Below are 12645 nucleotides of genomic sequence, written 5' to 3'. Positions count from 1 at the left end.
ACGGGGCTGGTTTTTCACCCCCGATGCGGGGCCTTAGGCCAAGGTGTGACAGGCTTGAGCGCAGTCGCAATTTGTTGCACAGTACTGAAACACCACATTGATTCACGTGCTCGCAGAGATTTAACGGTCGTTTTCGACTCGCGGTGGCAGTGAATCATATTGTCGCTCGTAGCATCACCAGAAGAAACTTGAAGGTACAGATATGACACAGGGTACTGTGAAATGGTTTAACGGCGACAAGGGCTTCGGCTTCATCGCTCCCAACGACGGCTCCGCGGACGTCTTCGTCCACTTCTCCGAGATCCAGGGCAGCGGCTACCGCAACCTTGAGGAGAACCAGCAGGTCGAGTTCGAGATCGGCCAGGGCGCCAAGGGCCTGCAGGCCCAGCAGGTCGTCGCTCTCTAATCCGACGCCCGAGAAAACCGCCGCACCTTATCGGGTGCCGGCGGTTTTTGCTGTGTGGGCGAGGCGGCGGTGACATCAGATGCACCCCTGCACGATGCGACCTGGGAAAAGTGACAACGGTGACAGCAGCGCTGCAACCGATGTCACTCAGGGTCGCTAACGCTCCAGCCACTCCGAACGGAAGAGGCCGTGGCGCGAGCAGGCGGCCTCCCAGCCGACGGGGTTGAGCTTGACCACCATGCGGCGCTCGCAGAGCGGGCAGATGCGGGGCACATCCCAGGACCGGCCGGCGGGGTGGCTGAAGGCAGCCTCGCCGGAGAGGATGGCGCTGGCAAGCTCGGTGCTCTCGGGGATCCTCACAGCGCCTTGATCGTGTCGTAGACCGTGGGCATACCGAGGCTGGTCACGCGGTCGATCGCGTCGCGGTCGGCCTCCATGGGTCGGCCCGCAGTGGTGAGGTAGTTGCCGCCGATAATCGCGTTGGCCCCGCCGAGGAGACCGCGCTCTGTGCCGTCGTCGCCAAGCGCGAGCTCAGTGCCGCCAGCGAAGCGCATCTGCGCCGTCGGCATGGCTAGGCGGAACGCCGCTACGGCACGCAGCGCCTCGCCCTGGGGCACGAGCGGGCGATCCGCGAACGGCGTGCCGGGGCGCGGGTCGAGGAAGTTCATCGGCACCTCGTGCGGAGAGACCTCGGCGAGCTGGGCGGCGAACTCGGCGCGCTGCGCTAAAGACTCCCCGAGCCCGATAATGCCGCCGCAGCAGACCTCCATGCCCTCCGCGCGCACGTACTCGAGGGTGTTCTTGCGCTCTTCCCAGGTGTGGGTGGTCACGACGTTGGGGAAGAAGGAGCGGGCGGTTTCGAAATTGTGGTTGTAGCGCGACACCCCCATCTCGCGCAGGCGGCGGGCCTGGTCGCGGTCAAGGATGCCGAGCGAGGCGGAAATAGAGATCTCCACCTCGGCGTTGATCGCCTCGATCGCGTCGGCCACCTGGTCGAGGAGCCGCTCTGTGGGCCCCTTGACGGCGGCGACGATGCAGAACTCGCTCGCGCCCATCTTGGCGGATTGGCGCGCGCCCTCAACGAGCTCTTCGATGTTGAGGGTCACGGCGCGCACGGGGGATTCGAAAAGCCCTGACTGGGAGCAGAAGTGGCAGTCCTCGGGGCACCCGCCGGTTTTCAGCGAGATGATCCCCTCGAGGCTCACCTCCACCCCGCAGTACTTGATGCGCACCTGGTGGGCGAGCTCGAGCAGCTCTGTGAGCTCGTCGTCGGGCACGCTTAGGGCGTCGAGGATCTCGGCCTCGTTGAGGCCTTCGCCGCACTCGAGAACTTTGGTGCGGGCGGTATCGAGGATGCTTGCGCTCATGCTTGAACTCCGTTCAGTGTGAATGAGGATACTCTCTCACAAACTTAAACGGCGTTCAAGGACGCGGGGGGAGACTACGGCGTCTTGTACGTGACGACGCTGATTGTCTCGCGGATCTCCCGCATGACTCGACGTGCGTCCTCAGCGCTGCGCCCCTCCCGGATCGCATCAGTGAACTGGGCGATAACACCGCAGGAGATGAAGCGAGAGGTGTTCTTCAGGTGGCTCTCGGAGACTTCCTGCCCGTCCTTACTCAGCACCTCGGTGAGCTCTGCTCGCAGGAACGGCTCGACTTCGCTCATGCCGTAGGAGTGCAGACGCCAATGCACCGGGCCGTCGCAAAGATTGCTCAATGCGCTCCGGTAGGGTTCAATGAGTTCGAAGAGGCGCTCGACCGCACGATCGGGCCCGATGCCACCTCGGGAAACCTCACCCGCCCACTGCAGTGCAGGGTTAACCATCTGTTCACCCGCCGCGAGCAGCAGGGCATCCCGGTCCGCGAAGTGCTCGTAGAACACCTGGCGGCTCAAGCCCCCCACCTTCACAATTTGCGATACCGACAGGTCCTCCGATCGGTGCTCTCGCAGCAGATCAATCGTTGACTGGATCAACGTTTCGCGGGTCCTTACCGCCCTCGGATCAGTACTCGTTTCACGCCTTGCCACATCCACACCTTTCACGGTCTTGTATGAGGCGACCTTACATGCACTAGGTCGCATGTAACTAATTGGCCCACCCCCAACGCTAGACTTTGCGGCATGCAAGAAGACACCCCCATTGACGAAGCAGCCATCACATTGCTTAAACAGCTCGTCCGCAACGGCTGCGTCAACGACCTTACCGCCGACTCCGGAGGCGAGGCGAAAAGCGCCGATACGCTCGAGCAATTCTTCTCAGGCACCGACGTTCAGGTACGCCGATTCGAGCCACACCCGAATCGGGTGTCTATCGCCTTTACTATCGAGGGCACAGACCCGGAGGCCGAGCCGCTGACCCTGCTCGGCCACACCGATGTCGTCCCCGTCGACCTGCCGAAGTGGACGCGCGATCCCTTCGCTGCGGAGGAAGAGGCCGGCCGGATCTACGGCCGCGGCGCCACCGATATGCTCTACATCACCGCCGCCATGGCCGCAGCGACCCGCGACGTTGCCAGAAGCGGGGACCGCCCGAAGGGCACGCTGACGTTTGTGGGCTGCGCGGACGAAGAGGCCCGGGGCGGACTCGGGGCGGGGTGGCTCGCCAGCCACGCCGGCGACGCCTTTAGCTGGAAGAACTGCCTTTCCGAAGAGGGTGGGAGCCACCTGCCCGTCGCCGACGGCAGCGATGCGCTCGTCGTTGTCGTCGGCGAAAAGGGCGCGGCGCAGCGCAGGCTGACCATTCACGGCGACGCCGGGCACGGTTCGACCCCTTACGGCCGCGAACTCACCGTCGACCTCATCGCCGAGGTCGCGCGCCGCGTGTGCGCCATCGAACCCCCGGTGACCTCGGACGAGCTGTGGGAGGGATACGTGCGCGCGTTCCGCTTCGACGAAGATACGCAGCGCGCGCTTATCGACGGCTCCTCCTACTCCGCCCTGGGCGACCTCGCCCGCTACTCCCACGCGATGAGCCACCTCACCATCGCCCCGACGGTGATGCACGCCGGCGGGGCGATCAACGTGTTGCCGTCGACGGCCCACATCGAGCTCGACATCCGCCCGCTGCCCGGGCAGACCCAAGAGAGCATCGACGAGATGCTTCGCGACGCCCTCGGGGACCTCGCCGAGCGCGTCACCATCGAACACCTCATCACCGAAGACGCCACTGTCTCCCCGACCGAGGGGCCCCTCTACGAGGCCATTGTGGAGACCTTCGACGAGTTCTTCCCCGGCGTTCCCGTCGTGCCCACCATCGCCGCCGGTGGCTCCGACCTCCGGTTCGCCCGCCGCAAGGGCGGGGTGGGCTACGGCTTCGCGCTCCACGAACGGCAGCGCACGCTCGGCGGCGTGCTCGACCTGCTCCACTCCCACGACGAGTACGTTGAGGTCGCGGACGTCAGGCTTACCACCCTGGCCTACCGCAGCCTGATTCGCCGCTTCCTCGGTGTGTGATCTGCCTAGGAGGCGTGCCATTCGTAGAGGGTCTCCCCACCCGCGTGGACGCGCACGCCGGGGGTGGGGGCCAGGCAGGCGTCGATAAGCAGCTCTTGGGCGGAGTTGAAGACGCGCACGGTGATGGTCTCGTTGGTCTTTTCTCGCACCTCGAGGTCCGCGCGGGTGAGCCACGGGTTGCGCCTGCGCAGCCCGATTAACGCCTGGTACTGCGTGTAGAGCCAGCCCCCGAGGGGCGAGAGCTCGTCCGGGCTGGCCGGCAGTGCGGTGCGCACAGCGTCGTCGGCCTCGAAGCCCTCGGTGCGCAGTCCCTCGAAGCCCTGCTCGTCGCCGTAGTAGATCGACGGCATCCCCGGCAGGGTGAAAAGCAGCGCGGCGGCGATCACCGCCTTTGCCTGGCCGACCTTCGAGGCGATCCGGTCGACGTCGTGGTTGCCGATGAACGTGTTGGGCACAATCTCCGCCAGCATCGCGCGGTGCCGCCCCAAGGCGTGGTCGAGCTCGAAGAAGTTCGCGTCCACCAGGGAGGACCAGATGGCCTTCCACAGCTCGTATTGGGTCACCGAATCCATCTTCCCGGCGGTGGCGATGCCCGCGTAGTCGCCGTGGATCACCTCGCCGAGGATCAGGGCGTCCGGGAACTCCCCGCGGACCCGCGTGAGCACGTCCGCCCAGAAGTCCGAGGGCACCGCGTAGGCGACGTCGAGGCGCCAGCCGCTGATCCCGCGGCGCAGCCAGTGGAGCATGATGTCGGTGACCAGCTCGCGCACGCGCTCGTCGTCGTGATGGAGGGTGGCAAGCTCCTCGTGGCCCTCCCAGTTAGTGCTTCCTGCCAGGCCTTGGCCGACCGCAGGGTGCGTCCGCGCGACGTGGTTGAACACCCCGTCGAGCATGACCTTGATGCCACGAGAGTCGCACTCGGCGATGAGCCACTCGACATCCTCGTCCGTGCCGAGGCGGGAGTCGATGCGGTAGTGGTCGAGCGTGTCGTAGCCGTGGCCGACGGACTCGAAGATCGGGCCCAGCAGCAGCCCGTCGCAGCCGAGCTCGACAAGGTAGTCAAGCCAGGGCCCGAGGTGGCGCAGCCGGTGACCGGAGTCGTCACCCGCGCGGTCCCGGACCGGCGCGCCGGTCGCACCGAGGGGGTAGACGTGCCACCAGATCGTGTCCTGGATCATGAAACTCCTTATTGAGCTTTATTCAACAATGCTATGCTGGGCCTCATGCCACATCAACGCCGGCGGCTCGGAGTGGCCGAGCGACGCGAGGAGATCCTCGCCGCCGCCCGCCACGTCTTCTCCACCACCCCGTACTCAGACGCCTCCACACAGCATATCGCCGAAACGTGCGGCGCGTCCCAAGGACTCATCTTCCACTACTTCGGCTCCAAATCCGGGCTCTACACCGCGTTCCTTGAGGACAGCAGCCGCTCCCTGGCCAGCGCTTTGCGCGCCGCGCTTCAAGCCCACCCCCGGGCCTCTCGCAACGAGCTCCTCACACAGACACTGGAAATCTACCTTGACTACATTGCGGCCAGCCCGCTGATCTGGGCCGCCGGTCGGCGCGGCGGGGAGGAGCCCACCGAGACGATCAACTTCCGCATTGCGCAGCGCGACGTCTGCATCGAGGAACTCCGCGAATCGCTCTCGATAGACGACGCTGCGGGTACCCGTGCCGTCTCCGGCTTCCTCGGTTTCCTCGACGCAATCTGCCTCGACTGGGTCGACGAGGGCTGCCCGGGCGACCAGCGCGGGCTGATCATCGCCACCGCCTCCGGAGCGCTCACGGGAGCGCTGGCCGGGCCTAACCCCGCTTGATCAGCGGTTCGAGCTTGTCCTTTAAACGCCTGCGCCATTCCTCGGCAAAGCTCTCGTAGCCCTCCTCCCCCTCGTGCATGCCGCGGTGGGTGAACTTCACCCGCGTGCTCCCGCTCTCGCCTTCCTCGAGGTCGAAGACGATGTCGGTGTCGCTCCACTCGCTGTCCTCGCGCTCGTCCCCGGTCGGCTCGATGCGCCACACCAGCCGATCTCCTTGAACCGCCTCAGCCACGGTGACCTCGGCGCAGCTGTCCTCGGTGTCGACGCGGAACCCGCCGCCAGGCTCCCCGGCCGCGCCTTCGGCCCCCTCGATCTCCTCGTTCCACCACTGGTCGGGGCGGCAGATCGCGTCGAAGACCTGCTCGCGGGGCGCGTCGATAGTAAACGAGTGCGTGAAGTCCTTCACCGCCTCGAACCGGGTGCCGTCGGAGAACTCATAGTCGGGCAGTGCCGAATCCGGGTCATAGATGGAGACGCTAACGCCCTGGTCGCGGATGTGCCGGATCCCCTCCTTAATCAGCAAACGCCCGGCCTTGTTAAACGCGGTGACGTGCGAGACGTCGAGCACGAGATCGCGCTGAGAAAGGTTGCGTTCAGCGAGCTCGTAGAGGATCTTCTCCACCGCGGTGAAGTTGATCATGCCCTGCAGCGCAACCACGTTCGCCGAGCCCTTGCGGGTGACCGACTTGATTCCCGGGGCGAGGTAGTAATCGGACCCCATGAGGTTGAGCCCGAGGGCCGAGGAGAGTTCCCGGAAGAGCTTCACACCGCGCACCGAATTTCCCCTGTCGTTAAGCCGTGGGCTCAACGAGGCGATCCCGAGCTGGCCTGGCATGGTGCCGATCAACCCGCCGGAAACCCCTGACTTGGCGGGGATGCCGACGTTGACCATCCAGCGCCCCGACCCGTCGTACATGCCCGCGGACGTCATCACCGCCTGGGTCACGCGCGCCGCCTCCGCGGAGACCACGCGCTTGCCGGTCACCGGCTGCACCCCGCCGCCGGCAAGCGTGGCCGCCATGACCGCCAAATCCTTCACCGTGACCTGGATCGCGCACTGCTGCGTGTAGGAGTTCACCGCGTCCTCCGGGCTGTCTTGCACCATGCCGAATTCGCACAACAGGTGCGCGATGGCGAGGTTGCGGTGGGCGGAGGAGAGCTCGTTGTCCACGATCGCCTCGTCGATGGAGAGCTCGCGGCCGGCGAGTTCGGAGAAGAACGCCCGGATCTTCTCCACGCGGTCCTCCACCGAAGAGTTTGAGCCGTTAATGAGCTGGTTGACCGCCAGCGCCCCGGCGTTGATCATCGGGTTGGAGGGGCGGTTAGTCTCGCTATCGAGCGAGATCGCGTTAAACGCGTCCCCCGAGGGCTCCACCCCGACGACCTTGTGCACGGCCCGGGGGCCGTTTTCCTCGAGCGCCAGCGCGTAGGCGAAGGGCTTGGAGATGGACTGGATGGAGAACTCGTAATCATCGTCCCCCACCGAGTAGAGGTGGCCGGAGGTCGTACACAGCGCCAGGCCGAGCTTGTCGGGGTCCGCCTGGCGCAGCGCTTCGATGTAGTCGGCGACGGCGCCGGAGGTGTCATCCCGCACGGACTCGAGGAGCTGTTCCAGGTACTCAGGTACAGGTGTTGGTATGACCTCATGCTACGCCGTTTCTGGCCCGGCCCATCGTGCTGCGCGCGGGCGATAGGGTGTGAGCGTGCCCCGCTTTCCCGTCGTCCCGGTCGTGCTCATTACTGGCGTTGCGCTGCGCGTCGCCGTCGCGGCGCAGGGCTGGCTCTACTGGGACGATTTAGTACTCCAGGCAAAAGTCCGCGACCTTGGGCTCGCAGACGCGCTCCTCACTCCCCACGATGGCCACCTCATGCCCGCCGGGTGGTTGGTGGAGTGGGCCTTGGCCCGGTTCGCGCCCCTGAGCGCTCCCGCCGCGCTCGCCGTGCTCGCGGCGCTGCAGGCGGGCACGGCCCTAGCCGTCGCGTGGTGCTGTAGGGTCTTGACCCCGCGCCCGGCCGCTCCGCTTGCCCTCTACCTACTCAGCCCCCTGACCCTTCCCGCGACGACGTGGCTGGCAGCGGGCCTCAATTCCCTGCCCGTCCACGCGTCGTTGGCCATGGTGACCGGCCACGGTGTGCGCTACCTCCGCGGCGGGTCACGCGGGCACCTCGCGGCCGCTTCGGCCTGGCTCTGCGGGGGCCTGCTCTTTAGCGAGCGCGCGCTCGTCATCGGCCCCGCCGCGGTGGCGATGGTCACCTGTTGGGGGTTGCGCGAGCGCCTCGGCCGCCTCGCCGCTGTCCTGGCGCTGCCTACCGCGGCCTGGGCCGCCGCCTACCTCGCGCTGGTGGACCCCGCCGCGGAGGCCGGGGATCGCGGTGGGCTCGCCGGCCTGGCCACCCTAGTCGCCCGCGGCTACGTCTACGCCCTCCTCCCCGCCGCGGCGGGCGGGCCGTGGCATTGGCAGCGCTGGGTGCCCGGCCCGCCGTTTGCCGCGGAGTCCGCGCTGGGTGTACTTGCGGGGGCGGCGGTGGTTGCCGTCGTGCTCGCGTGGTCCCGCCGCCACCTCGTGGCGTGGGTGCCGGTGCTGGTCTACCCGCTCGCGCCGCTGCTCACGCTGTGGTGGGCCCGCTCTGGGGAGTACACCGCGGGAGAGATCGTGATGACTCTGCGCTACGTGTCCACCGCCGCGGTGATCGCTGCCTTGACGCTGGCGGTGCTCACCAGCCGGTGCGCACGCCCCCGCTTGTGCCGCCCGATCGCGCTCGTGGTGGCTGCATCCTGCCTGGCCTCCAGCACGTCATATGCGCGCGCGTGGGCAGAACAACCGGCCCGCGAGTACTTTGCCAACCTCCGCGGGCCGGTGTTGGACCAGGCGGTGCCGCTCGAGGTGTTGCTCCCCGTCACCAGCCCCTACAACCGGCTCAGCAGGCTCGCGCCGTGGGTCGTCGCGGATACCGTGGTCGAGCCTTCGCTTGTCGACGCCCACGGCAACCGCATCCCGGCCGCGCTCGTCACCCAGCGCACGAGCGCGGAAGGCTGCGGCGCAGGAGAGCTGCCGCTCGACGGCCCGCTCGTGGACTACGAATGGACGGTGTTGCTCAACTACGCCGCCGGTTCTGCGGGCAGCGCCGAGGTCTCGCTTGACGGCGCGCCGGTCTCGGTCCCGCTCGAGCCCGGGCTGCACCAAGCGTGGGTGAGGGTAGAGGGTGGCGGCGACCGGATCCGGGTCAACGCAGATGCGGACACCTGCTTCGGACGCAGCGAGGTAGGGCAGCTCGCCAGCGCCCCATAGGGACCGCTCACCCCCGGATAGGGGTAGCCGACACCGGCGGCCATGGGGCTAGATATGACCAGTTCAGGGGCCATTTCTGGGAGCCCGCGGACCCTCCGTTGCGCCGGCACGGTGCTGTCTCCGTGCCACGATCTGAACTCCCTGGGAATCATCACGACTATGTAACGCTCCGGTCACAGAACGCTTTCATGTTTTGTAGGCAAGATAATCCCATATCCCCACTTTTCAAGGCCGCTGGGCGCCACTACGGTCAAAAGCGTCCACAGATCACAACGAAAGGAAACGGACACCATGACCGAGATCATCACCAACCTCATCGACCTGTTCACCTCCACCGCCTCCGATCTACTGAAGTTCCCGCTGGAGTTCTCCTCGCAGCTCTCTTCCGCGCTCTTCTAGGTGCCGGAGTGCGCAACGCGGCCGCCGCCCCTCCGTGGGAAGGCGGCCGTTTTCGGCGCATTACCCCCGAATGAGGGTAGTTGGCGCGGCGCCTCGACAGATTTTTTCGGCGGATCATTGAGATTACTTTTGACCCGGATACCACGCTCCGCGTACGGCCCACACCGTGGCGATTGATACTTTCGTTCCCTGCCCCCGCGGCGCGAAAAACGGGCCTACCGGCGGGTATATGGCCCAGGGGAGTCTACGAAAGTACATAGTGCGCCATACTCGCGGCGTTGTACCTTTCAAGTGTTCCACCGACCAGCAACCGAAAGGAAGACACAATGTCTGCTCTCATCGATCTCCTCGTCAACCTCACCTCCACCGTCCTCGAGAAGCTGTCCTCCAGCGTCGACTTCGAGAGCCTCATCGAGACCGCCTCCTCCAAGGGCAGCTCCGCCATCGAGGGCCTGTCCTCCAAGATCGAGGCCAGCTCCGAGAAGTAAATTCGGACCTAGCTCGAATTCCGCGCCATACCTCTTCACCGGGGTGGGCGCGGTTTTTCGTGCCTCCGGCCCGCGCCTAATCCCGAGGGATCGCGGCCACGAACGCGCACGAGTTCTTGCCATCGAGCACAACGGCCCCGTCCCGGGACGAGACCCAGGCGGCCTCGCCCGGCCCGAGCTCAACGTCTTCTACCGCGAGCGAGCCGGAGACGTTGAGCACGATCGCCGGGCCCGTCACGCTCTCGCCCGATGGCACTACAGCGACGGCGAAATCATCGACGTCAACGGCGTAGCGCCCGCGCTCGGGCGCGACGGTCGGGTCCTCGAGCGTGTCAAACCGAAGGATGGAGAAAAGCTCGCGGCTATCCACGTGTTTCTGCGTCAGGCCGCCGCGCAGGACGTTATCGGAGCTAGCCATCACCTCCACCCCGAGACCGCGAAGGTAGGCGTGCAAGTTGCCGGCGGGCAGGAAGATCGCCTCGCCCGGCTCGAGGCAGACGTGGTTGAGCAGCATCGCCGCGACAACCCCGCTATCGCCGGGGTACTCGCGCGCAATCTCTTCCAGGTTGGCAGCTACTTCCCCGACAACACCGGGGCGGCCCTTCAATTCGGCGGCGCGCCGCCCCACAGCGGCGGCGGCGCTCGAGCCCATCGCCCGCTCAAGGGTGCGCGAGAGGCGATCGCGGGGGGTCAAAGAGGCGTCGGCAAGCGAGTGCTCTATGTCGGCGAGCTCGGGCAGGTCAAAAGCTCTCACGAGCTCCAGCGTGCCGGCCAGGGGCCGGAAACCCGCCATCGCGCGAAACGGCGTCAACGCGATGAGGATCTCCGGCTTGTGGTTGGCGTCCTTATAGTTGCGGTGCGCGGCATCGCGCGCAATCCCCGCGGCGTTTTCTCGCGCAAACCCGGCGCGCGCCTGGCTGCGCGAGGGGTGCGCCTGAAGCGACAAGGGTTTCGCGGCGGCCAGCAGCTTGACCATGAACGGCAGAGGCGCAGCTGACTCGCGGGCGTAGACCTCGTCCAAGGGGCCCTCGCTCGTGAGCGCCGGGGCGCTCGGGTGCGCGCCAAACCACAGCTCAGCCTCGGGAGCGCCAGTGGGTTCACGCCCCTGCAGGTCAGCGATGGCCTCCCGGTCCCCCCACGCGTAGTTGTGCATCGTGCCGGTGAGCTTCAAAACCACGTCATCCTCCAATCGCGCAGGCAGTGCGACACAAGGCTACACGCCCCAAATTGGGGTGACCTGTGACATGACAAACGTCATATTAAGAACGTGACAAACGGCTCTACCAGCACAAACTTCGGGCAAGCACACTCGTAGGCATGGAAACTCTTATCGACGTCCGCAATCTCACCAGAAGGTACGGCGACTACACCGCCGTCGACGGGGTCAGCTTTTCGGTGCACAGCGGCGAGTTCTACGGGCTGCTGGGCACGAACGGGGCGGGTAGGCACCCATAAATCCCCCCCGAGACGACATTCGGGAGAAAAAACCAACAGGCGTAGCCTTGTTTACCTATTGCGACGACGTCGAATAAGGCCACCTATCACCACAGCCGACCAGGTCACTACAATGCCGATGATCCACGCAGGCATGTCGAGTCCTTATCTAGATGCACACACTCTTAGGCCAATCCGTGTGGTCTGCCCAATACAAAATTGCGCTCCCTCCCGTTCCTGCGGTGATTCCGAGAGCGTTCATTACCGCGCGAGAAGGGCCGGGTATGGGCCTGGGTGTAGGGGTTAGCGTGTGAAGAGCATCACGAGAATCACGAGCGCCGCCGGCGAGAGGATCAGACCGAGGAAAACCCACGCCCCGCGGCGGGCGAAATTGAGGGTCGCCCCCATCGCGTGGTCCACCATCACCCTGCGGTCCTCAGGGTTGTAGTAGAACATGCCCCACGCCATGTGGCGGCTCAGCTCACTTTCCCCAGCGACGGCGTTGATATGCCAATTCGCTGCTCGAACATCGAGCGCGAAGCACACCACAACGCAGATGATCAGGGTAATTGTCACAATCGTGGCCGAGGGACCCGACCAACCGAGAAGGCTCGCCGTCAGGGTTCCCACGACCACCCCCGTGATCCCACACAGATTCTTCTGGATCACCGGGACGAGCTCGTTGGACGTCGCGCGCGCCCGATTGACCTCGGCAACGGACCGGCGCGGAAACCCCTCGTGGGCGGTTTTCGCCTGCTGGTGGGTGAGGAAGGTAACCAGGGGCGTGAGGAGCCCGAGCGGGACGGCAGCGATGGCGAACTGGCCGAATACCGCCTGCGGCGTTTTCTCCGTCCAGGCGTCCGGGCCGCCGAAGCCCCAATGGGTTGGTAGGGGGTCGGGAATGTGGTTCCAGCCGACGACGAGCAGCGCGGCGCAGCCCGCGATGAAGGCGTAGGTGGCGGGCAACCACCCCTTCGGCACGTCGTGAAGCTCGAGGTAGCGGTCCATGCGGCCAGTATATGGAGCTGATGTGGCGGATCTTTGGTCGGATAGAGGCCACGGTCAGCGGGGTGCGTTGGTTATTGGATCTGTGGGCGCGGGCGTCTGGCTGCGTGGTCGGGTCGGATGTCACGGTGAAGGGCTGGGTTGACTGTGACATCTGACCGCGCCGCCCACACCCCCGCACACGCAAAAACCGGCCACCTTAACGGTGACCGGTCCTCGTCTGTGCCCGGGGGGGGACTTGAACCCCCACGTCCTTGCGAACACTGGCACCTGAAGCCAGCGCGTCTGCCAATTCCGCCACCCGGGCGGGCGACTGGATTAATATATCACCCGGCGAGACTTAAGTTCA

General features: G+C 65.8%; 13 protein-coding genes and 1 tRNA gene. 6 read left to right on the top strand and 8 right to left on the bottom strand.

Annotated elements, in window-relative coordinates; translation table 11 throughout:
- Positions 1–202: 202 nt before the first annotated feature.
- Positions 203–406, top strand: a complete 204-nt coding sequence (locus tag C3E79_RS00295) for a cold-shock protein (protein ID WP_108403116.1) — start codon at positions 203–205, stop codon at positions 404–406.
- Positions 407–562: 156 nt separating this feature from the next.
- Here C3E79_RS00295 and bsaP read toward each other — a convergent pair whose 3' ends face one another.
- The 3 genes from bsaP to C3E79_RS00280 all read right to left on the bottom strand — a co-directional run bounded on the left by bsaP (position 563) and on the right by C3E79_RS00280 (position 2303).
- The gene (gene bsaP, locus C3E79_RS00290; RefSeq protein ID WP_108403115.1) at positions 563–766 is read right to left on the bottom strand and encodes a biotin synthase auxiliary protein BsaP; all 204 of its coding nucleotides are present in this window, start codon (positions 764–766) and stop codon (positions 563–565) included.
- Positions 763–1773 (bottom strand): biotin synthase BioB, encoded by a 1011-nt coding sequence (gene bioB, locus C3E79_RS00285; RefSeq protein ID WP_108403114.1) that lies wholly within the window; start codon positions 1771–1773, stop codon positions 763–765. Before bioB ends, bsaP begins: the two co-directional genes overlap by 4 nt.
- A gap of 74 nt (positions 1774–1847) precedes the next feature.
- Entirely contained in the window at positions 1848–2303 is a 456-nt protein-coding gene (locus C3E79_RS00280) for a hypothetical protein (protein ID WP_159078257.1), read from the bottom strand.
- A 228-nt stretch (positions 2304–2531) separates the two neighbouring features.
- On the opposite strand from C3E79_RS00280, the gene C3E79_RS00275 reads away from it, so the two are divergent.
- The gene (locus C3E79_RS00275; RefSeq protein ID WP_108403112.1) at positions 2532–3863 is read left to right on the top strand and encodes a M20/M25/M40 family metallo-hydrolase; all 1332 of its coding nucleotides are present in this window, start codon (positions 2532–2534) and stop codon (positions 3861–3863) included.
- 5 nt (positions 3864–3868) lie between these two features.
- Here the strand turns inward: C3E79_RS00275 and C3E79_RS00270 are convergent, their stop codons facing one another.
- Positions 3869–5041, bottom strand: a complete 1173-nt coding sequence (locus tag C3E79_RS00270) for an alpha-amylase family protein (protein WP_108403111.1) — start codon at positions 5039–5041, stop codon at positions 3869–3871.
- Between the two features lie 45 nt (positions 5042–5086).
- Here C3E79_RS00270 and C3E79_RS00265 point away from each other — a divergent pair, with 45 nt between their 5' ends.
- Positions 5087–5680 carry a TetR/AcrR family transcriptional regulator gene (locus C3E79_RS00265; protein ID WP_158268498.1) on the top strand — a complete coding sequence of 198 codons (594 nt, stop codon included), beginning with the start codon at positions 5087–5089 and terminating at the stop codon, positions 5678–5680.
- Here C3E79_RS00265 and C3E79_RS00260 read toward each other — a convergent pair.
- A complete protein-coding gene (locus C3E79_RS00260; RefSeq protein ID WP_108403109.1) occupies positions 5667–7319 on the bottom strand; it encodes a glutaminase in 1653 nt (550 codons plus the stop codon). The two genes, C3E79_RS00265 and C3E79_RS00260, sit on opposite strands and share 14 nt — an antisense overlap.
- Positions 7320–7383: 64 nt before the next feature.
- Between C3E79_RS00260 and C3E79_RS00255 the strand changes: the two genes are divergently transcribed.
- Together C3E79_RS00255 and C3E79_RS11220 are read left to right on the top strand one after the other, a co-directional pair.
- Positions 7384–8970 (top strand): hypothetical protein, encoded by a 1587-nt coding sequence (locus C3E79_RS00255; protein WP_108403108.1) that lies wholly within the window; start codon positions 7384–7386, stop codon positions 8968–8970.
- A 725-nt stretch (positions 8971–9695) separates the two neighbouring features.
- The gene (locus C3E79_RS11220; RefSeq protein WP_158268499.1) at positions 9696–9857 is read left to right on the top strand and encodes a hypothetical protein; all 162 of its coding nucleotides are present in this window, start codon (positions 9696–9698) and stop codon (positions 9855–9857) included.
- 76 nt (positions 9858–9933) lie between these two features.
- On the opposite strand, the gene manA is transcribed toward C3E79_RS11220, so the two are convergent.
- A complete protein-coding gene (manA, locus tag C3E79_RS00250; protein WP_235840654.1) occupies positions 9934–11034 on the bottom strand; it encodes a mannose-6-phosphate isomerase, class I in 1101 nt (366 codons plus the stop codon).
- Positions 11035–11174: 140 nt separating this feature from the next.
- Here manA and C3E79_RS11215 point away from each other — a divergent pair, with 140 nt between their 5' ends.
- A complete protein-coding gene (locus tag C3E79_RS11215; RefSeq protein ID WP_158268500.1) occupies positions 11175–11312 on the top strand; it encodes a hypothetical protein in 138 nt (45 codons plus the stop codon).
- A 282-nt stretch (positions 11313–11594) separates the two neighbouring features.
- Here C3E79_RS11215 and C3E79_RS00245 read toward each other — a convergent pair whose 3' ends face one another.
- Together C3E79_RS00245 and C3E79_RS00240 are read right to left on the bottom strand one after the other, a co-directional pair.
- On the bottom strand, positions 11595–12299 hold the full coding sequence (locus C3E79_RS00245; protein ID WP_108403107.1) for a DUF1648 domain-containing protein: 705 nt from the start codon (positions 12297–12299) through the stop codon (positions 11595–11597).
- Positions 12300–12519: 220 nt separating this feature from the next.
- Positions 12520–12603: transfer RNA gene (locus C3E79_RS00240), tRNA-Leu, on the bottom strand.
- Between the last annotated feature and the right edge of the window lie 42 nt (positions 12604–12645).

The sequence above is a fragment of the Corynebacterium liangguodongii genome (genome assembly GCF_003070865.1).
In the GTDB taxonomy this organism is placed as follows: domain Bacteria; phylum Actinomycetota; class Actinomycetes; order Mycobacteriales; family Mycobacteriaceae; genus Corynebacterium; species Corynebacterium liangguodongii.
Note: the sequence above shows the minus strand (reverse complement) of the source record. Positions and strands in the feature narration are given on the sequence as shown.